At 72.1% G+C, this 20,584-nt stretch carries 15 protein-coding genes; 5 read left to right on the plus strand and 10 right to left on the minus strand.

Annotated elements, in window-relative coordinates; genetic code table 11:
- Window positions 1-100: 100 nt before the first annotated feature.
- The 6 genes from ACFYMU_RS29710 to iolB all read right to left on the minus strand — a co-directional run bounded on the left by ACFYMU_RS29710 (window position 101) and on the right by iolB (window position 10,020).
- Window positions 101-964 carry an ABC transporter permease gene (locus tag ACFYMU_RS29710; RefSeq protein WP_388379652.1) on the minus strand — a complete coding sequence of 288 codons (864 nt, stop codon included), beginning with the start codon at window positions 962-964 and terminating at the stop codon, window positions 101-103.
- Window positions 961-3,810: an alpha/beta fold hydrolase gene (locus tag ACFYMU_RS29715; RefSeq protein WP_388379655.1), complete on the minus strand. Its 2,850-nt coding sequence runs from the start codon at window positions 3,808-3,810 to the stop codon at window positions 961-963. Before ACFYMU_RS29715 ends, ACFYMU_RS29710 begins: the two co-directional genes overlap by 4 nt.
- A gap of 151 nt (window positions 3,811-3,961) precedes the next feature.
- Entirely contained in the window at window positions 3,962-5,359 is a 1,398-nt protein-coding gene (locus tag ACFYMU_RS29720) for an APC family permease (RefSeq protein WP_388379657.1), read from the minus strand.
- A 451-nt stretch (window positions 5,360-5,810) separates the two neighbouring features.
- Complete coding sequence (mmsA, locus tag ACFYMU_RS29725) at window positions 5,811-7,313, minus strand: CoA-acylating methylmalonate-semialdehyde dehydrogenase (RefSeq protein ID WP_388379660.1); 1,503 nt, start codon at window positions 7,311-7,313, stop codon at window positions 5,811-5,813.
- Between the two features lie 14 nt (window positions 7,314-7,327).
- Entirely contained in the window at window positions 7,328-9,211 is a 1,884-nt protein-coding gene (iolD, locus tag ACFYMU_RS29730; RefSeq protein ID WP_388379663.1) for a 3D-(3,5/4)-trihydroxycyclohexane-1,2-dione acylhydrolase (decyclizing), read from the minus strand.
- The gene (gene iolB, locus ACFYMU_RS29735) at window positions 9,208-10,020 is read right to left on the minus strand and encodes a 5-deoxy-glucuronate isomerase (RefSeq protein WP_388379666.1); all 813 of its coding nucleotides are present in this window, start codon (window positions 10,018-10,020) and stop codon (window positions 9,208-9,210) included. The genes iolD and iolB overlap by 4 nt, the downstream gene beginning before the upstream one ends.
- 307 nt (window positions 10,021-10,327) lie before the next feature.
- On the opposite strand from iolB, the gene ACFYMU_RS29740 reads away from it, so the two are divergent.
- The 4 genes from ACFYMU_RS29740 to ACFYMU_RS29755 all read left to right on the plus strand — a co-directional run bounded on the left by ACFYMU_RS29740 (window position 10,328) and on the right by ACFYMU_RS29755 (window position 13,641).
- Window positions 10,328-10,567: a chaplin gene (locus ACFYMU_RS29740; RefSeq protein ID WP_388379669.1), complete on the plus strand. Its 240-nt coding sequence runs from the start codon at window positions 10,328-10,330 to the stop codon at window positions 10,565-10,567.
- Between the two features lie 170 nt (window positions 10,568-10,737).
- Window positions 10,738-11,034, plus strand: a complete 297-nt coding sequence (locus ACFYMU_RS29745; protein WP_388379672.1) for a hypothetical protein — start codon at window positions 10,738-10,740, stop codon at window positions 11,032-11,034.
- A gap of 115 nt (window positions 11,035-11,149) precedes the next feature.
- Window positions 11,150-11,647, plus strand: a complete 498-nt coding sequence (locus ACFYMU_RS29750) for a DUF5949 family protein (RefSeq protein WP_388379675.1) — start codon at window positions 11,150-11,152, stop codon at window positions 11,645-11,647.
- An 86-nt stretch (window positions 11,648-11,733) separates the two neighbouring features.
- Window positions 11,734-13,641, plus strand: coding sequence for an ABC transporter ATP-binding protein (locus tag ACFYMU_RS29755; protein ID WP_388379849.1), 1,908 nt, complete (start codon window positions 11,734-11,736; stop codon window positions 13,639-13,641).
- 162 nt (window positions 13,642-13,803) lie between these two features.
- Here ACFYMU_RS29755 and ACFYMU_RS29760 read toward each other — a convergent pair whose 3' ends face one another.
- Complete coding sequence (locus ACFYMU_RS29760) at window positions 13,804-15,024, minus strand: LUD domain-containing protein (protein WP_388379678.1); 1,221 nt, start codon at window positions 15,022-15,024, stop codon at window positions 13,804-13,806.
- A 156-nt stretch (window positions 15,025-15,180) separates the two neighbouring features.
- Here ACFYMU_RS29760 and sigJ point away from each other — a divergent pair, with 156 nt between their 5' ends.
- Window positions 15,181-16,131 (plus strand): RNA polymerase sigma factor SigJ, encoded by a 951-nt coding sequence (sigJ, locus tag ACFYMU_RS29765; protein WP_388379681.1) that lies wholly within the window; start codon window positions 15,181-15,183, stop codon window positions 16,129-16,131.
- Between the two features lie 148 nt (window positions 16,132-16,279).
- Here sigJ and ACFYMU_RS29770 read toward each other — a convergent pair whose 3' ends face one another.
- From ACFYMU_RS29770 to ACFYMU_RS29780, 3 genes are all read right to left on the minus strand, one after another.
- Window positions 16,280-16,708, minus strand: a complete 429-nt coding sequence (locus ACFYMU_RS29770; protein ID WP_388379684.1) for a VOC family protein — start codon at window positions 16,706-16,708, stop codon at window positions 16,280-16,282.
- A 451-nt stretch (window positions 16,709-17,159) separates the two neighbouring features.
- A complete protein-coding gene (locus ACFYMU_RS29775) occupies window positions 17,160-17,993 on the minus strand; it encodes a PIG-L family deacetylase (protein WP_388379686.1) in 834 nt (277 codons plus the stop codon).
- Window positions 17,994-18,649: 656 nt separating this feature from the next.
- On the minus strand, window positions 18,650-20,560 hold the full coding sequence (locus ACFYMU_RS29780) for a TerD family protein (protein WP_388379689.1): 1,911 nt from the start codon (window positions 20,558-20,560) through the stop codon (window positions 18,650-18,652).
- Window positions 20,561-20,584: the final 24 nt, after the last annotated feature.

Genomic DNA, 20,584 nt, shown 5'->3' on the forward strand with positions numbered 1-20,584 from the left:
TACTCGGAGGTCAACTTACTCGCGAGTTAATGAAATTCAATGGCGCGGACAGAGGTTTTGGGGAGCCGGGCGGCCTGCGGGACCGGTGGGTGTCCCCCGCCTAGGAGACCACGTCCTTGCGCGCGAAACCGCGGAAGGCCAGGGCGAAGAGCACGAGCGCGTAGGTGACGGAGACCACCGTGCCCTGGATCATGCCGGACCACTCGGGGCGGGGCTGGACCGCGTCGGCCCAGGCGAACTGCCAGTGCGCGGGCAGGACGTCGCGCCAGTGGCCGAGGGCGGTGACCGCGTCCAGCACGTTCCCCACGATCGTGAGGCCGACCGCACCGCCCACCGCGCCCAGGGGCGCGTCCGTCCGCGTGGACAGCCAGAACGCGAGGCCGGCGGTGACCAGCTGGGACACGAAGATGTACGCCACCACCACGACGAGCCGCTGGGCGGCCGTGCCCGGCGCGAGGGCGCCGCCGGTGGGGATCTCCAGCGGTCCCCAGCCGTAGGCCGCCGTGCCCACCGCGAGCGCGACGACGGGCAGCAGCACCATGGCCGCGAGACTGAGGCCGAGCCCGATCACGAGCTTCGACCACAGCAGGCGGGCGCGCGGGACGGGCGCCGCGAGCAGATACCGCAGCGAGGACCAGCTCGCCTCCGACGCGACGGTGTCCCCGCAGAACAGGGCGACCGGGATGACCAGCAGAAAGCCGGCGGAGACGAACAGGTTGACCGCGGCGAAGTTGGCGCCCGACGCGGTGGCCGTGTCCATCAGCGTGACCTGGCCGTTGCGGGCGCCGGGGTCGCCGCCGATCGCGAAGGCCACGGCCAGCACGAACGGCAGCGCCACCAGGACCGCGCCCATCACGAAGGTGCGGCGCCGCTTCAGCTGCCGGACGAGTTCGACGCGCAGCGGCAGTGTCCGCCGCGCCCGGTAGCCGTCGGCCGTCTCGGCCCGGGGGGCGAGGGTGCTCATGCGGAGCCTCCGATCAGGGTGAGGAAGGCGTCTTCGAGACGGCGGTGGGGGCCGAGAGAGGACACCGGGACGTCCAGCCGCACGAGTTCCGCCAGGAGCCGCGCGGCGGCGGCGGAGCCGGAACCGGTCGGCCCGGGCTCCGCCACCGCGGCGCGCCCGGCGTCCGTGCCCTCGCCGACGTCCCCGGCCCCGGCCGCCCCGCCGGTGTCCCCGGCCCTGGGCGCCCCGCCGGTGTCCCCGGCCCTGGCGGCTTCGCCGGTGTCCCCGGCCCCGGCCGCCCCGCCGGTTCCCCCGGTTCCGTCGGCCCCGGTCGTTCCGCCCGGCGCGAGGCGCACCAGCAGCCCGCCGTCCGTGCGTACCGCCGACGACACGCCGGGCAGCGCGGCCACCTTCTCCACCAGCGGATCGGCGATGCCGGCCGCCAGGCCGACGAGCAGTGTGTCGCCGGAGCCGACGATCTCGTGCACCGGACCCGCCTGGATCAGCCGGCCGCGGTCCATGACCACCAGATGGGTGCAGGACTGCTCCACCTCCGCCAGCAGATGGCTGGAGACGATGACCGTCCGTCCGGCCGCCGCGTACCGGATCATGACCTCGCGCATCTCGCGGATCTGCGGCGGGTCCAGGCCGTTGGTCGGTTCGTCGAGGATCAGCAGGTCCGGCAGGCCGAGCATCGCCTGGGCGATGGCCAGGCGCTGGCGCATCCCCTGGGAGTACGTGCGCACCGCGCGGGCCAGCGCGCCGCCCAGCCCCGCGATCTCCAGTGCCTCGTCCAGATGCGCGTCCCCGGGCGGGCGGCCCGTCGCCCGCCAGTACAGCTCCAGGTTCTCCCGGCCCGACAGGTGGGGCAGGAAGCCCGCACCCTCCACGAAGGCGCCGACCCGCGACAGCACCGGGGCGCCCGGCCGGATCGCGTGCCCGAAGACCCGGATCTCCCCGCCGTCCGGCCGGATGAGGCCCATCAGCATCCGCAGGGTGGTCGTCTTGCCCGCGCCGTTCGGCCCCAGCAGGCCGAGCACCTGGCCCTTCTCCACACGGAAGGACACGTCCCGCACCGCGTACCCGGCCGCCGACTTCGCGTACCGCTTGCTCAGCTCCGTGATCTGCAGCGGCACCTCGGCCAGCGCCGGGTCGGGGGCCGGTGCCACGGTGCGGCGGCGGCCGGTCAGCAGCAGCGCCAGCGCCACCACCGCTCCGGCCGCCGGCAGCCACCAGACCCAGGAGGGGAGCGGGGCCGCCGCGGTCGTCACGCCCGGTGCCGTGGGTACCGCCAGGCCGCCCTTCAGGGCGACCCGGTAGGTGGCCGGCGCCGCCGGGGACGCGTAGCCGAGGTCGGTCGAGGCGAGGACCAGCCGCAGCCGGTGGCCCTTCTGCACCTCGTGGTCCACCGCGGGCAGCGTGAGCGTGACGTCCCTGCCCTGCCGGGCTCCCGACACCCGCACGGGGGCGACCAGTTGGGCGGGCAGCACCTGCTGGGTGCCGCCGGGGCCGACGTCGTACACCTTGCCGAAGAGCACCGCGTCGTCACTCGTCGACGTCACACGGACGGTGACCGTCGGCGAGCCGGTGATCCGCAGGTTGTCGCGCACGGGACGGGAGTCGAAGTGCGCGTACTGTCCGGGGAAGTCGAGGGAGACCCCGATGCCCAGGGACGACAGCTGCGACAGGCCGCCCGCGCCGCCGAGGCCGGGCAGCGCGGAGACCGCCGGCGGGCTCGCGCCCGCAGGGTTCACGAAGCTCTGCTCGCGGCCGTCGAGGGCGACCGTCCGCCGTCCGCCCTCCAGACCGGGGTACCGGTTCGCGCTCGCGCCCCGCAGGAGCGCCGCGCCGTCCGTGGAGTCGATGCCTCCGGTTCGGGTGATCCGGAAGGCGGGCCCGGTGTCGACCCCCTTGTCGCCCTTCAGATAGCGGTCGAACCACGCCCGTACACGCGCCTGGACACGGCTGGTCTCCATGTCACCGCCGTCGTGCCCGCCCGCGATCCAGTCGACGTCGACCGGCGCTCCGGCGGCCCGGATCGTCCGGGCCGCCGCGTCGGCCTGGCCGAGCGGGAACAGCGAGTCGGACTGGCCCTGCACCAGCAGCGTGGGCACCGTGATGTCCTTGCCGACGGCGGAGGGCGAACGCGCCCCGAGCAGTGCCCGTGCCCGTGCGTCGGGCTTCCCGGACTCCGCGACCCGGTTGTACATCCCGCACAGCTCGGCGGTGAAGCGGGCGCAACCGCCCCCCGAGTTCATGAAGACGCCGGCCCACAGCTTCTTGAACACGCCGTTCGGGAACAGGGCGTCGGCCAGGTTCCAGTAGGTGATCGCCGGGGCGATCGCGTCCACCCGGTGGTCGTGTCCCGCGGCCAGCAGCGAGACGGCTCCGCCGTACGAGGCGCCGGTGATGCCCACGCGGGGGTCGCCCGGCTCGTCCAGCAGGACCTCCGGCCGCCGGGCCAGCCAGTCGACGAGCCGTGAGACGTCGGCGACCTCGCCCCGCGGGTCGTTCAGCCCGATCTTCCCCGTCGACCGTCCGAAGCCGCGCGCCGACCACGTCAGCACCGCGTATCCGTCGCGCGCGAGCTGCCGGGCCTGGTCGCGGACGTCGTCCTTGCTGCCGCCGAAGCCGTGCGCGAGCAGGACGGCAGGACGGCGGCCGGCGGCGGCGGAGGTGAAGTACGAGGTGTCGATCCGGACCCCGCCGCCCATCTCCATGACGCGGTCGGTGCGGTGCACGGCGGGCGGCTCGTCCGAGGCGACGGCCGTCCAGGTGCCGACACCGGCCGCCGCGAGGACGGCCGCGGCCACGGCGGCCACGGTGCCGCGGCGCAGCCCTCGGAGGGCGGGCAGTCGAAGATCCATGCGTCAACGGTACGGGCCGCCACCGACGGCCGAAGCAGCCGCCGGGCTGAACCGCGCCACCTCCCAGAGAGGTACGGGCCTGCTCCCGCATACCGCGGACGCGGTACGAAGACCCATGGTTCGCCCGGCCCGGCCGGGAACGCGGCCGGGCTCAGCCGTGCGCGTCCTCCGGGACCGACACCAGCCAGCGGGTGTCGCGGCGCGGGCGGAGGTACAGGACCCAGTAGAGGGTGGCGACCGCCGTGATGCCGCCGGTCCACAGCAGGTAGCCCGTCTCCTGCCGGCTGAGCACGTAGGCCAGGACCGCGATCAGCACGACCGGCGTCGCGGGCCACAGCGGCATCCGCCACGCGGGGGTGTGGCGGTGCGCGCCGCGCCGGGCGAGCAGGGCGGCGACCGCGACCAACAGGTACATGGCGGTCACCGAGACGCCTGTGACGCCGTAGAGGGTGTCCAGGTCGACGAAGCACAGGAGCGCGCCCGGAACGCCGACGAGGAGGGTGGCGACCCACGGTGAGCCGAACCGGCCGAGTTTGGCGAGGCCCTTGTTGACCGGCTCGGGCCATGCCTTGTCGCGGGCGGAGGCGAACAGCACGCGGGAGTTCTGGATCACCATGACGATGCCCGCGTTGATGATCGCGAGGGCCACGCAGAGGCTGACGAAGGTGCCGACGGCCGAGCCGGACCAGGCGGTGACCATGGTGCTGATGTCCCCGTCGGTCAGCGCCTTCAGATCGGGGGCGCCCATGGTGATCGCCACGACGGGGACCAGGATCACGACCGAGGAGATGGCGAGGGCGGCGAGGACCGTGCGGGCGACGTTGCGGCGCGGGTGCTCCAGTTCCTCGGAGAGGTAGACCGCGGTCGAGAAGCCCTGGGTGACGAAGAGGGCGATCGCGAGCCCGGAGACGATCAGCATGGCCGTGACGGTGTCGGGGCGGCCGCCGGGGCCGGCCACCTGCAGGGAGACGAGGCTGTCGGCGCCGCGCTCGCCGTGTGCGAAGCCGAGGACCGCGACGACGCCGGCGGCGATGACCTCGAGGACCAGGAAGACGCCGGTGATCCAGGCGTTGGCGCGCAGGTCGAGCAGGCCGGCGAGGGTGGCGAGCAGCATGACTCCGGCACCCGTCATCGCCGGGTCGAGGTGCACGACCGGCGCCAGGTAGTCCGCCGTGCCCATCGCGATCACCGGCGGGACGATCATCACGACGAGCAGGGACAGCACGAAGACCAGCCAGCCGGCGAGCCGTCCGGCCAGCGTCGAGACCATGGCGTACTCGCCGCCCGCGCTGGGGACGAGGGTGCCCAGCTCCGAGTAGCAGAACGCCACGGCGACGCAGAGGAGCGAGCCGATGGCGATGGTGAGGGCGGTGGCGGTGCCCAGCGAGCCGAACAGGTCGGGGACGACCACGAAGAGCGTGGAGGCGGGCGTCACGCACGACAGCGTGAGCAGGGTGCCGCCGACGACGCCGATGGAACGCTTGAGCTTCTGAGGGCTGTCCGGCGCCGCGACGGCGGCGTCGTCGACAGGGCGGAGCGTGTCGGTCATGCAGCGGTTCCGATCGAGTCGTGGGGAAGGTGGTGCAAACGGTCGGGAGCGCTATCGCCTCCGGCGGCTGTGGTCGTACGTCACGTCGTCCGCTCCCGGCGCAGAATGGAACCCCGACGAAAACCAGCGCGTCAATGGGTGTTTGCCTACGGATTTCGTTGCGGAAAGCTGATTCACCGCGCGTTTGCGTGGTGTCAAGGCCGTGCGCTGGGCGTCTTTCGGCCGTACGGGAACCGTACCTTCCGCGCCGAAATTCGCCGAGTTTCGTCCGGAGTCCGGACACCGCCGACACCCGCCAGGCGACTCGCCCGGCCGGGCCCGCCCGCCGCGCAGACCGGTGACGTCACTGAGGGGTTCGAGAAGGCCGTCGCGCAGCGGGGCTGAACCGGGCCTGCACGGCGGTGCCCCGCCCCCCGTGCGCGGGGAGCGGGGCACCGGTGGTCGTGGGGTCTCAGTGGTTGCGGGGGAACCCGAGGTCCACGCCCGTCGGGGCGTCGGCCGGGTCGGGCCAGCGGGTGGTGACGACCTTGCCGCGGGTGTAGAAGTGCGTGCCGTCGTTGCCGTAGATGTGGTGGTCGCCGAAGAGCGAGTCCTTCCAGCCGCCGAACGAGTGGTAGCCCACGGGGACCGGGATCGGCACGTTCACGCCCACCATGCCCGCCTCGATCTCCAGCTGGAAGCGGCGGGCCGCGCCGCCGTCGCGGGTGAAGATCGCGGTGCCGTTGCCGAACGGGGAGGCGTTGATGAGCGCGACGCCCTCGTCGTAGGTCTCCACGCGCAGCACGCACAGCACGGGGCCGAAGATCTCGTCCTGGTACGCCTTGGCCGTGGTCGGCACCCTGTCCAGGAGCGAGATGCCGATCCAGTGGCCGTCCTCGTGCCCCTCGACCGTGTAGCCGGTGCCGTCCAGGACGACCTCGGCGCCCTCCGCCGCCGCGCCCGTCACGTACGACGCCACCTTGTCGCGGTGCGCCCTCGTGATCAGGGGGCCCATCTCGGACGCCGGGTCGCTGCCCGGGCCGATCTTGATCTTCTCGGCGCGCTCGCGGATCTTCTCCACCAGCGCGTCGCCGACGGAGCCGACGGCCACGACGGCGGAGATGGCCATGCAGCGCTCGCCCGCCGAGCCGTACGCGGCCGACACCGCGGCGTCCGCCGCCGCGTCCAGGTCGGCGTCCGGCAGGACCAGCATGTGGTTCTTCGCGCCGCCCAGGGCCTGGACGCGCTTGCCGTTCGCGGAGGCCGTGGTGTGGATGTAGCGGGCGATCGGGGTCGAGCCGACGAAGGAGACGGCCTTGACGTCGGGGTGCTCCAGGAGCCGGTCGACGGCCACCTTGTCGCCGTGGACGACGTTGAAGACGCCGTCGGGCAGGCCCGCCTCGGCGAGCAGCTCGGCGAGGCGGACCGACGCCGACGGGTCCTTCTCGGACGGCTTCAGCACGAACGTGTTGCCGCACGCGATGGCGATCGGGAACATCCACATCGGCACCATGGCCGGGAAGTTGAAGGGCGTGATGCCCGCGACCACACCCAGCGGCTGCCGGATGGCGGCCACGTCCACGCGGCTGGCCACCTGCGTGGACAGCTCGCCCTTCAGCTGGACGGTGATGCCGCACGCCAGGTCGACGATCTCCAGGCCGCGCGCCACCTCACCGAGCGCGTCGCTGTGCACCTTGCCGTGCTCGGCGGTGATCAGCGCGGCGATCTCGTCGCGGTGCTCGTCGAGCAGCGCCCGGAACCGGAACATCACGGCCGTGCGCCGGGCGAGGGAGGACTGGCCCCAGGTGCGGTACGCGTCCTTGGCCGCCGCGACGGCCGCGTCCACCTCCTCCACGGTCGCGAAGGCGACCTTCGTGGTGACCTCGCCGGTCGCCGGGTCCGTCACCGGCCCGTACGTGCCCGACGCGCCCTCGGCGGTCTTGCCGCCGATCCAGTGGTTGACGATCTTCGTCATGCCCAAGTACTCCTTCACAGATGGCGGCGTCGGGTCGAGACGTGCCGTTCGTACAGCTCGCGGGCCTTCACCGCCGACGGTCGGGTCGCGGTCTCGGCCACGGGAACATCCCACCAGGCCTGCGCGGGAGGCGCGCCCGACACAGTGTCTGCGGTTTCGGTCTCCACGTAGACACATGTGGGAGTGTCCGCGTCGCGCGCCTGAGCGAGCGCGGCGCGCAGGGCGCGCACGGACTTCGCGCGCAGCACCCGCATGCCCAGGCTGGCCGCGTTGGCGGCGAGGTCGACGGGCAGCGGCGGGCCCGTGTACGTGCCGTCCTCGGACCGGAACCGGTAGGCGGTGCCGAACCGCTCGCCGCCCACGGACTCCGACAGGCCGCCGATGGACGCGTAGCCGTGGTTCTGCACCAGCACGATCTTGATCGCGATGCCCTCCTGCACGGCGGTGACGATCTCCGTCGGCATCATCAGATAGGTGCCGTCGCCGACCAGCGCCCACACCGGGCGGTCGGGAGCGGCCATCCGCACCCCGATCGCGGCCGGGATCTCGTAGCCCATGCACGAGTAGCCGTATTCGAGGTGGTACTGGTCGCGGGAGCGGGTCCGCCACAGCCTGTGCAGGTCGCCGGGGAGCGACCCGGCCGCGTTGACGATGATGTCGGACTCGTCCACCAGGGCGTCCAGGATGCCGATGACCTGGGGCTGCGTCGGCCGTATGTCCGGCTCGTCGGCCTCGAAGCAGGCGTCGATCCGCTGCTCCCAGCGCTCCTTGTCCTCGGTGTACTCGCTGACGTACCCGGGACCGGCGCGGTACCCGTGCGGCTTCAGCGCCCGGGTCAGCCGCTCCAGCCCGCTGCGCGCGTCGGCGACCAGCGGGAGCCCGGCGAGCTTGTGGCTGTCGAAGGGGGCGATGTTGAGGTTGAGGAAGCGGACGCCCTCGCCGGTGAACAGGGTGCCTGAGGCGGTGGTGAAGTCGGTGTACCGGGTGCCCACGCCGATCACCAGGTCGGCGGTGCGGGCGAGTTCGTCGGCGGCTGCCGTGCCGGTGTGGCCGATGCCGCCGACGTCCTGCGGGTGGTCCCAGCGCAGCGAGCCCTTGCCGGCCTGCGTGGAGGTCACGGGTATGCCGGTGGACTCGGCGAACGCGGCGAGGGCGTCCTCGGCGCGGCTGTGGTGGACGCCTCCGCCGGCCACCAGGAGGGGGCGCCGTGCGGCGCGGATGGCCCGGACCGCCGCGGCGAGCTCCACCGGGTCGGGGCCCGGGCGGCGCACCGTCCAGGTCCGCTCGGCGAAGAACTCGTCCGGCCAGTCGTACGCCTCGGCCTGCACGTCCTGCGGCAGCGCGAGCGTGACCGCGCCCGTGTCCACCGGGTCGCTCAGCACGCGCATCGCCTGGAGCGCGGCCGGGATCAGCGCCTCGGGGCGGGTGATCCGGTCGAAGTACTTCGACACCGGGCGCAGACAGTCGTTGACGGACACGTCGCCGGCGTGCGGCACCTCGAGCTGCTGGAGCACCGGGTCCGCCGGGCGGGAGGCGAAGACGTCCCCGGGCAGCAGCAGGACCGGCAGATGGTTGACCGTGGCGAGGGCGGCACCGGTGACCAGATTGGTCGCCCCTGGGCCGATGGACGTCGTGACGGCGTGCGCGGACAGCCGGTTCGACTGCCGGGCGTAGCCCACCGCCGCGTGCACCATCGACTGCTCGTTGCGGCCCTGGTGATAGGGCATGAGGCCGGCGTACTGCACCAGTGCCTGCCCGAGGCCCGCGACGTTGCCGTGGCCGAAGATGCCCCAGGTGGCACCGATCAGGCGCCGGCGCACCCCGTCGCGCTCGGTGTGCTGGGCGGCCAGGAAGCGTACGAGTGCCTGAGCGACCGTGAGCCTCGTCGTCGGGGTCATCGGTATCCCTCCGTGTGATCCGGGTGGAAGCAGATCCGCCACTGGCGCTCCTCGCCCGGCCCGGCCATGACGTTCAGGTAGTACATGGTGTGTCCGGGCTGGGCGACGGAGGGGCCGTGCCAGCCGTCGGGGACGAGGACGGCATCGCCGGTGCGGACCTCGGCGAGGACGTCGGATCCGCCCTCACGCGAGGGGAATACGCGCTGGTATCCGAAACCGTTCGGGCCCTCGATCTCGAAGTAGTAGATCTCCTCGAGCTCCGTCTCCTCGCCCGGCCGCGTCTCGTCGTGCTTGTGGGGCGGGTACGAGGACCAGTGGCCCCCGGGGGTGATGACCTCGACGGCGATGAGCCGGTCGCACTCGAAGGCGTCGGCGGAGGCGAAGTTGCGCACCCGGCGGGCGCAGGTGCCGCTGCCGCGGTCTTCGACGGGGACCTCCGGCGCGGGGCCGTAGCGGGCGGGGAGTCGGCGCTCGCACTTCGCTCCTGCCAGGGCGAAGCGGCCTCCCGCACCGGAGGCGATCTGTGCCCGGGCGTCGCGGGGTACGTACGCGAAGTCGGAGACCCCCGCGAACACGCTTTCCCTGCCCAGGAGTTGGAACATCTGATCCGCTGTGTGCACGGTAGCGGCGCCTTCGAGGGGAAGCACGATCCACTCGCTGCCGCCGGTGGCGAACGCGTGTGTGCCGCCCGGCCCGAGCTCCACGATCCGCAGACTGCTGTGGGTCCAGCCGGCCCGCTCGGGGGTGATGTCGAGGGTGTACCGCGCGTTCGCGGTGGTGCCCCCGGGGACGTACAGATCCGTGCTCATGCGGACTCCTCGAACTCCTCCATCGAGTTGCCTTCACGTCGGCTGACCCCAGGTCTAGTCGTGCCGGGGGAGCCCTGTCAACATTTTGTCCGGACATATGGACGAGACCTGTCCGTGGACCTCCGGACGGCAGCCGCCCGGCTCCCGGACCCTCCGCGCGGGCGCGTTTCCGCGCCGAGGCCGACGGCTCGGCCGATTGAGGTACATCACTCCATCGGAGGCGCAACCCGGTCACATGCTGCGCAGTTGACTCAACATCGGGCATTCCGCCCGGTTGTTGTGAACGATCCCCAAGGAGTACCTCTCCATGTCGCGTATCGCGAAGGGCCTGGCCCTTACCTCCGTTGCCGTCGCGGCCGTGGCGGGCGCCGCCGGCGTCGCCGCTGCCGACAGCGGCGCAAGCGCCACCGCCGACGGCTCCCCGGGCATCCTGTCGGGCAGTTCCCTGCAGGCCCCGGCCCATGTCCCGGTCGGCGTGTGCGGGGACACGGTCGATGTCGTCGGCCTGCTGAACCCGGCGTTCGGCAACGGCTGCGCCAACAACTGACGTCCGAGCGGACTTCTGCCGGCCGTTCTCCCGCAGGAGGACGGCCGGTCGGCGTAGCAGGGGCGGCGCTCGCCGCGGCGTTCACGCATCCCCTGCATCCCTTGCATCCCTTGCATCCCTTGCCCCGGTGACACCGGTCGCCGACGAGCCGAAGAGAGGAAAGGAACACGATGAAGCCCTTCAAGGCGGCCGCCGTCGTGGCCGGATCCCTGGCGCTGGCGGGCGTCGCCGCTCCCGCCGTCGCGCAGGACGCCTCCGACCTCACGCCCTCCAGCCTCAACGGCGCCCTGGACACGCTGACCCACCAGCAGACGCTCGACGTCAGCCCGGTCCGGCACCAGTCCGACGCCCTCGACACCGAGAACGAGAACTCCGTGCTCCACAGCGTCAAGGGCGCGGCGGCCACCCTCAACCGCGGCGGCGGGCCCGCCCGACTGCTGGGCGGCCTTCCCCTCCAGCAGGGGTGAACGGCCGCACCGGCCGTCGCCCTCGGTCCCTCTTTCGTGTGGTCGCCGCCGGTCGTGTCCCCCGGTCGGGGGAAACCCGCCCGGCGGCGGTCCGAGCCGTCGATACGGTTCCGCGATGACCACACCTCGCAGCGCCACGCGCTCCTTCCGCGCCGAGGACCTCGGCACGCTCGCCGTCGTCGCCTGGAGCGGCGAAGCCCCCGGCGGGGACATGCCCTACCTGCTCGCCTACGCCCTCGGCGACGGCGCGAGCGGCCCCACGGGATGCACGGCCGCCATCGGGGCCCTGCTGCGCGCCAACGGCCTGAACGCGGGCGAGGAGCTCATCGACGGCTCCCAGCGCCCCAGCCTGCCCGTGACGCTGCTGGCCGAGGCGGGCCAGGCCGTGCTGACCATGCCGTACGTGAACGCGCAGTGCGGTGTGCCCCCGGAGTGGTCGGCCGCGGTCCGCGCACGCGGCTACGCCTACTTCCTGTTCGCCATCCGCCCCTGGCCCGAGGGCGTGCCCGGCAGGCCCGTCCCGCCCGAGCGGCTGGCCGCGTTCGTGGGCGCCGAGGACACCCTGACCACCGCGGCGCACGTGCTCCTGCCGCTCCGGAGCCTGCGCGGCTGACCGCCGGGGCGGGCCCGCTCGCGTCCCCGGCGAGGGTCTCCCTTGACCTCGAGAGAGCTTGAGGTCATACCGTCTCCCTCATGAGCATGGAGAGCACAGCCTGGATGCAGCTGCACAGCGTCATGAACGCGCAGCAGGAGCGCCGCCCCCTCGCCCGCGCGACGCTGCGGCGCATCGGCGCCTTCGCCCGACCGCACCGCCGCCGTATCGGACAGTTCGTGGTGCTCAGCGTGGCGACCGCGCTGCTCGCCGTCGCCACGCCGGTGCTCGCGGGGCGCGTCGTCGACGCCATCGTGTCCCGCGGCGACCAGAGCACCGTCGTACGCCTTGCCGTGCTCATCGCTCTCATCGCGCTTGCCGAGGCTGCCTTCGGGATCCTCGGCCGCTGGTTGTCGTCGACGCTCGGCGAGGGACTCATCCTCGATCTGCGGACCGCTGTGTTCGATCATGTGCAGCGCATGCCGGTCGCGTTCTTCACACGTACGCGTACGGGTGCGCTCGTCAGCCGCCTGAACAACGACGTGATCGGAGCGCAGCGCGCCTTCAGCAACACCCTCTCCGGAGTCGTCAGCAACCTGGTGACCCTGCTGCTCACCCTCGCCGTGATGCTCACCCTGTCCTGGCAGATCACACTGCTCGCGCTGGCGCTGTTGCCGGTGTTCGTGATCCCCGCGCGGCGGATGGGCAGCCGGATGGCGAAGCTCCAGCGTGAGGCCGCCGACCTCAACGCGGCGATGGGGACCCGGATGACCGAGCGGTTCTCGGCGCCGGGCGCCACCCTGGTCAAGCTCTTCGGGCGGCCCGAGGACGAGTCCGTCGAGTTCGCGGCACGGGCCCGGCGGGTGCGGGACATCGGGGTGCGTACGGCGATGGCGCAGTCGGCGTTCATCACCGCCCTGACGCTGGTCTCCGCCCTGGCGCTCGCGCTCGTCTACGGGCTCGGCGGCTGGTTCGCGCTGCGCGGCACCCTGCAGCCGGGCGCCGTCGTGTCCCTTGCGCTGCTGCTGACCCGCCTCTACGCGCCGCTCACATCACTTGCGGGGGCGCGCGTCGAGGTCATGAGCGCCCTCGTCAGCTTCGAGCGTGTCTTCGAGGTGCTCGACCTCAAGCCGCTGATCGAGGAGAAGCCGGACGCCCGCGCCGTGCCGGAGGGACCGGTCGCCGTGGAGTTCGAGGACGTCCGCTTCGGCTACCCGTCCGCCGACAAGGTCTCCCTGGCCTCGCTGGAGGAGGTCGCCGCCCTGGACACCCGCGGTGGCGCCGAGGTCCTCCACGGCATCAGCTTCCGCGCCGAACCCGGCCAGACCGTCGCCCTGGTCGGCTCGTCCGGCGCCGGAAAGTCGACCATCGCGCAGCTGCTGCCGCGGCTGTACGACGCCGACGACGGGGCCGTCCGCATCGGCGGCGTCGACGTACGCGAACTCAGTGCCGAGTCGATGCGGGCCACCCTCGGCATGGTCACGCAGGACGGGCACCTCTTCCACGACTCCGTACGCGAGAACCTGCTGCTCGCCCGGCCCGGGGCCACCGAGGACGAACTGTGGGACGTGCTGCGCCGCGCCCGCCTCGAAGACCTCGTACGCTCCCTGCCCGACAGCCTCGACACGGTGGTCGGCGAGCGCGGCTACCGGCTCTCCGGCGGCGAACGCCAGCGCATGACCATCGCCCGACTGCTGCTGGCCCGCCAGCGCGTCGTCATACTCGACGAGGCCACGGCCCACCTGGACAACACCTCGGAAGCGGCCGTCCAGGAGGCACTCGCGGAGGCCCTGGAGGGGCGGACCGCCGTCGTCATCGCCCACCGGCTGTCGACGGTCCGGGCAGCCGACGTGATCCTCGTCGTCGAAGCCGGGCGGATCGTGGAGCGCGGCACGCACGAGGAACTGCTCGCGGCGGACGGGCGGTACGCCGAGCTGCACCGGACGCAGTTCGAGAAGCACGCGCCCGGGACGAGCGCGACGGAGATCGCGGGCGCGGGACAGGCGGTGGCGTAGCAGGACCGGGCGCCGCGGCACCCGGTCGTCGTCACGCATGATGGGCCGGACGCGCTCCAGGCGGGCGCCGCGGTACCCGCACGAGGCGGTCGGCCGGATGCCGAGCCCCGGTACGGTTCGCCGTCCGCCCCGTGGCGTCCGTCCTCACCGCCGCGCGGGATGTCAGAATCCGATGGCCTCGCGCAGCAGCAGGACGGTGCCGCGCCCGGGCTGCGGCTCGGCGTTGAGGACGAGCAGACGGTTGACCGCGCTCGGCCGCCCGTAGACCGCCTGGGCGCGCGCGGTCTCCAGCGGAAGGGCATGCTCCTCGACCCGGCGCAGCGCGGTGCTCAGGTCGGGTACCACCTTCTGCGCCCCGACGACCCAGATCGCCCGTGCGGCGCCGCCGGCGGAGGCGGGCAGCTGGCTGCCGCTGCCCGAGGCGACGACGAGCGAGCCGGTCTCGGTCACGGCCGTGACGCTGGCGACCAGGACGTCCGGGGTGGCCGTCAGCCGACGGATCCGGTCGAACTCGGTGGCGCGGTCCATCGTCAGCACGCGTGGCCGGATGGCCTGGTAGCGGTCGCCGGTCTCGATGTCCTGTGCGATGCCGGAGAGCCGAAGCGTCTCGCTGGCTCCGGTGAACACGCCCGCGCCCTCCGGTATCAGTTCCCTGACGCGGGCGCGGGCCGCCGCGGCGTCCTCGAGCAGTTCGGCGGTGAAGCCGTTCGCCCGCAGCGCCGCGACGGTCCGGTTCAGCCGCTCGACGGACGCCGGTGCGCCGAAGTCGTCGGCCGCACCCGTGGCCGACGCGTCCGCCGTGCCGGCCTCCGAGGCCGGGCCGGCGTCCCGTGCCTCACCGGGGCCGTGGGCCTGAGCGTCGGGGCCGTGGGCCTGAGCGTCAGGGCCGTGGGCCTGAACGTCGGGGTCGGGCGCCTGAGCGTCAGGGTCGGGTGCCTGAGCGTCGGGGCCGGGCGCCGAACCTCGCAGCGGGGTCGTGTCGACGTACCTGACCTCGTAGACCCGCTCGGCGAACTTCCAGCCCTCCGGCGTCCGCTGGTAACTGTCGTGGTAGACGGCGAAGTTCAGGCCCGAGCGGCCGTCGAGCAGCCGCGCGATCTCCTGCATGTAGGTGCGGCCCGTGGCCGTGTCGCCGTCGAGACGGATCGTGCCCGGGTGACTGTTCTGCACGAAGAAGTCCCACCGGGCCTGCAGGCGTTCGCCTCCGGTCCGGATCTCCTCGCGGCCGACGAACTCGACCGGGACGTCGGGCATGCGCAGCACGCCGCCGGGGGTGAACAGCGCGGCGAGGCGGGCGCGGTCGCGCATCATCGCCGCGTCGGTGAACTCGCCGCGCAGCGCCTCGATCTCGACGCGGTCGGCGATCTCCTGGAAGTCGTTCATGTTCGGCGTCCTGTCCTGTGGCCGGTGTGTTCCCCTTCATCCGGTCCGACAACGCAGGTCCGCCGAATGTGAGGCGAGCCGCCGACCTCACATTCCGCCGCTCTGATGTGTCGTAGTCGTAGGAGAGGGACCGCGGACGAGGGAGCCGGAGAGCGTATGACCACCCCGTGGGAACAGTCGCAGCGGCAGGCGGACGAGCAACACGACCCGGGCCTGGGCACGATCATGAGCGAGCGGCGACAGCTGCTCAATCTCGCCTACCGGCTGCTCGGGTCCCTGGCCGACGCGGAGGACGTCGTCCAGGAGACCTACACGCGTTGGTACGCGATGTCCCGGGCGCAGCAGGAGGCCGTCGAGTCCCTGGGGGCCTGGCTGACGACGGTGGCCAGCCGTATCTGTCTGAACCTGCTCGGCTCGGCGCGCAGCCGGCGGGAGACCTACGTCGGGGAGTGGATCCCGGAGCCGCTGCCCGACCCGGCCGAGTGGATCGCCGGGGCGGCGGGCGGCGACGGCGGGGATCCGGCCGACCGGATCACCCTCGACGAGTCGGTGACCATGGCCTTCCTGGTCGTGTTCGAGTCGTTGACCCCGGCCGAGCGTGTCGCGTTCGTGCTGCACGACATCTTCCGCTACCCGTTCGCCGAGGTGGCCGAGATCCTCGGCCGCAGCCCGGCGGCGTGCCGTCAGCTGGCGTCCTCGGCCCGCCGCCGCATCGCCGCGCGGGCGGAGGCGAGCCCGGACGCGGCCCGGCAGGCGAGCGTCGTCCGGCGGTTCAAGGCGGCCTGGGAGGCACAGGACATCGAGGCCCTGCTCGGCCTGCTCGACCCGGGGGCCACCGCGATCTCCGACGGTGGTGGCCGCGCCGTCGCCCACCTGCTGCCGATCGAGGGCGCGGAGCAGATCGCCCACCTCTATCTCACGATCGCCCGGTTCGCGCCGGCCCGGACGATCCTCGAGCGCACCGTGAACGGACTGCCGGGCCTGGTGATCGAGTCGGAGGGCCGGATCGAGACGGTGTTCGCGTTCGAGGTCGCTGCGGACGACCGGATCACGCACATCTGGGCGGTGCGCAACCCGGACAAGCTCCAACCGTGGCAGCCGTCCTGACCGTTCCCCGCCGCGGGTCCCGTCCCCGACCGCCTCGGCGATCTCCCGCCCTCGCCGAAGGACGTAGCCCCACACGGTCGAGAGGCGACCTACGCCCCAGCGCGCGCCGAAGCCTGGTCGGGATGCGCGAGGACACGTCCGCGGCCCCTCAGTCGATGCAGAACTCGTTGCCCTCGATGTCCAGCATCGGGATGCACGAATCATTGCCGTCGTACAGCGTGCGCACGTGCACCGCGCCGAGCGGGACCAGCCGTGCGCACTCGGCCTGGAGCGCGGCGAGCCGCTCTTCCCCCACGAGTCCGGTGCCGACCCGCACGTCGAGATGCACCCGGTTCTTGACGACCTTGCCCTCGGGGACGCGCTGGAAGTACAGCCGCGGGCCCACCCCTGAGGGATCGACGCAGGCGAACCAGGAATCCCGCTGCTCCGGTGGCTGCGAGCGCTTGAAATCGTCCCACGTGGCGAACCCTGCCGGTGGCGGCGGTATGACGTACCCCAGCACCTCGCACCAGAAACGAGCGAGCCGCTCAGGTTCTGCGCAGTCGAAGGTGACTTGGAACTTCTTGATCGGCGCCATCGGGACACTGTAGGGCGCGTGCCGGCACCGAGGCTCCGGGCGCCGTCTCCGCGCGGACTACTACCGGTCGTGCATGATCTCGGGCCGCGTCACGGGCACGAAGTGTGCCACCGGTGCTCCATCGTGATTCCGGTGCGGACTGCTGACGAGAGCAAGAGCCCCTCACGCGTTTCCGCAGGTGAGGGGCTGTGGGCTGTCTGCGCCCCCATGCTCATCTTGTCGCATCCGTAAGGGATGGACGGGGCGTTTTGGGTACCGGGCAGTTCCATAGAGCAGTCGAGGATGGCTGCAAGACACCATCGCTCGACCGAAAAATACTGTCCGACATGTCGCCTCGGCGCGCCCTCGCCTGCAGCAAGCCGACGTCTGGGTCTTGGAGGGCGAAGGCAGGGCGGCGGTTGCACGCCTGGCGTACCCTCCTGACTCTGGGGCTCCGCCCCGGATGAGTGGATCAGCGCAGTCCGGCGAAGAGATCGTTCTCGGGTACGGCCGCGCCGGTGGCGTCCTGGACACGTACGAAGGTCTCCATGCCCATCAACTCGCCGAACCTCTCCTTGCCCATCCTGAGGAAGAAGATGTTCTCGCCCTGACTGGCGTGCGCGGCCAGCGCGTCGAACTTCTGGCCGCTGAACGCGGTGGTGTCCACCCACGTGGTGATCTCATCGTCGGGGAGGCCGATCTCGGCCATCGCGGCGGCCTCGGCAGGACCCGGCTCCGGCATGTCCGGATGAAGCTCGCGCATGATCTCGCCGAACCGCTGCATCCTCGAGCGGGGCATCGTGGTCCAGTACACCTTCGGTGCCGGCGCGGTCATCTCCAGCGCCGCCATCGTGATGCGGTGGGCCTGGATGTGGTCGGGGTGGCCGTAGAAGCCGTTCTCGTCGTAGGTGACGACCACATCAGGTCGGTAGTGCCGCATGAGTTCCGCGAGTCGGGCCGCGCCTTCCTCCACGGGGGTCTGCCAGAAGGATCCGGGGGCGTCGTTGCTCGGCCAGCCCGTCATCCCGGAGTCGGCATAGTCCAGCGTCTCCAGATGGCTGACCTGCAGGACGTCACAGCTCGCCTTGAGTTCTTGACGGCGCATCAATGCGACGGCCGCCGGATCGTGCCCGGGATCGCCCGGCTTGACACCTCCGGGTCCGTCACCGCAACCGCCGTCGGTGCACGTCACGAGAACCGTGCGGATGCCTTCCGCCGCGTACCGCGCGAGGACCCCTCCGGTTCCGGTGGCCTCGTCGTCGGGGTGGGCGTGCACCGCCATGAGCGTCAAGGGCCGGTCAGTCATCAAGCAGTCCTCCTGCAGAAATACGTCTTGGTCCGACTGTGCGGCGGGCGTACCGCGATCCCGGGGCCCGGATCCTGTCGGGGCAGACGACCTTGTGGTCTCCGAGTTCCCCGCCCGTGCAGCGCCGATCCCTCGGTCGATGCAACAGCGCCGGCCGGGCCCGCTGTTCCCGGCGCGGCTGCACGTCTCAGCGCCAGGTCGGATCCGCGACCTGATCAAGAGGGACGGCCTCCAGCCGGGCGACGTCTTCTTCCCCGGCGAGAAGGGCGGCTGTTGGCCGGATCGGTCTTCCGCCGCGCCTGGGACAAGGCCCGCAAGGCCGTCCTGCCGGAGCACGAATACGAGTCACCTGTGGGCAAGCGCGTCTACGACCTGCGCCGCACCTGCCTGACCACCTGGCTCAACAACGGCATCCCACCCGCCCAGGTCGCCGAGTGGGCTGGCCACGGCGTCCCTGTCCTGCTCGCCACCTACGCCCGCTGCATTTCACGGGCCAGCTCGCCGGGCTTCAGCAGCGCATCGAAGGCCCACAGCGACTGCCCGCCGGGCCGGCTCCGAGCACGCCGGTACCCAAGCCTGGGTCCATCCCCGCACCGCGTCGCCGGGTCTGACCCAGATCCAGGGGATGCACGGACCTTCGTCTCCGGCACCGTCGTTCAGTCGGCGATGTCGACGCCGTATCCGCGAGCGAGGGCGTCGAGGCCGTGGCCGTAGCCCTGGCCGACGGCTCGTAGGCGCCAGACCGGGCCTCTACGGTAGATCTCCGCGAGCAGCATGGTGCGTTCGGTGGTGGCGGCGTCCAGGGTGGCCCGGGCGAGCGGTGCCCCGCTACTACCGGGGGCGGCACCGATCTGGATCGCACCGACCGTCCCGAAGGTGGCGGTGCCGTCGATGGCGGCGGCGACGACGACCTTGCGCGTCGCGGGTGGCAGGGAGGCCAGGTTGAGGGCGATGGACTGTTCGGCCGGGCCGCCGGTCAGCAGTCGCACGGTTCCCGCGGGGTGCTCGGGAGCGCCGTAGAAGATGAAGTCCTCGTCGAAGGTGACCTGCTCGTCCTCGTCGAGGAGGAAGGCGACGACGTCGATCTCGTAGTCGGACTGCGGGGCCCAGCCGGCGGTGACATACCACTCCGGCGCGGGCCTGCCGTGCGGCATGGGCAGGTCGATGACGCCCCCTCTCGGCATTACGTGCGGCTCCTGAGTCCGGAGTGTCGCCGTGGCCGGGGCGGTGGCGGTCGGAGCGGTGAGCCAGTGGAGGTCGTGCACGGGGAGTTCGAGGGCGGTGATGCGGCTCATGCGCCGGTCGCCCTGCCCTCCCTCCAGGAGTACGACGTCGGTGACACTGGCGGACAGGTTGATCGCCGCGGACCCGCCGAGCCCGACGATGCGTGTTCGGGCCGCCACGGCATCGGCATGGACACCACCGAGCACCAGCACGCGACGCCCGGCCAAAGGCTTGTCCAACGTGCCGACGGAGGGCACCGGTCGACGCGGAGCGGGTACCCCCGCCCCGGGTGCGGCCGTGGGGAGGGCCGCGGCTTCCGAGACGGGTGAGGCAGAGGTCGTGGTGGGCGCCGACTCCACGGGTCCGACGACTGGTTCTGGTTCCGGCTCGGCCACCCGTGCGACAGCGACGGCCGTTGCCTCATGGGCTGTCCCTGGCTGTACGTCGGCCAGCAGTCGCAGGAAGGTGTGCTCGTCGACGACCGGCACGCCTTCGGCGAGTGCCCTTCGGGCCTTTGCCGAACCGGACGCCGGTTCATTGGTGACCAGCACGCTGGTGTGCCGGCTGACGGAGGTCATCATGTTCAACCCGGCGGCAACCGCCCGCCCCACCAGCTCCGCCCGGGCATGGGCGGTCTCACCGGTGATCGCGACCTTCATCCCCTGCCGGAGCGGCCCGCCAGGAGTCAGCCGTCCCGGATTGCGGTAGGCGCAGGGAGTCTTCGGCGGCTTCGGCGTGAACTGCGATTCCGCCCGGGGCGGGCAGGTCACCAGCGGCAGGGGCAGATCGAGCCGCGCCGCCTCGCGCAGCGACGCCCGCAGAATCCCGGCCAGCACACGAGTGTCGTCCAGCGCATCGTGCGCCCGCTGCTGGGGGACGCCGTAATGGGCGGCGAGGGTGCCGAGCTTCATGTCGTCCGTCGGCGGATCCACCTGGCGATTCAGCGCCAGAGTGCACAGCCGCTGCGACACCGGCAGCCACATCCGCGCACGGGCGAACTCGTAGGCCAGGAAGTCGTAGTCGAACTGGGCGTTGTGGGCGACCAGGACCCGGTCCTGAAACATCGCTCCGATCCGCCCGGCGACCTGGTCGAAGCTGGGCGCACCCTGTAACCGCTCGGCGGTCAGCCCGTGCACCTCCACCGGTCCCGGATCGCAGCCCGGATTGAGCAGGGTCGAGAACTCCCCGGTCTGCTCCCCGTCCGGACCGATCGTGATCACCGCGACGGACAGCACGCGGTCTCGCCGGGCAACCAGGCCTGACGTCTCCACATCAACCAAGGCCCAGTCGAAGGCGTAGTCGCCCACCGCGGGCACATCGAAGGACGTGGAGACGAGACTCATGGCGGCAAGGATGATCTGATATCC

Source organism: Streptomyces sp. NPDC007264 (assembly GCF_042869095.1).
GTDB lineage: Bacteria > Actinomycetota > Actinomycetes > Streptomycetales > Streptomycetaceae > Streptomyces.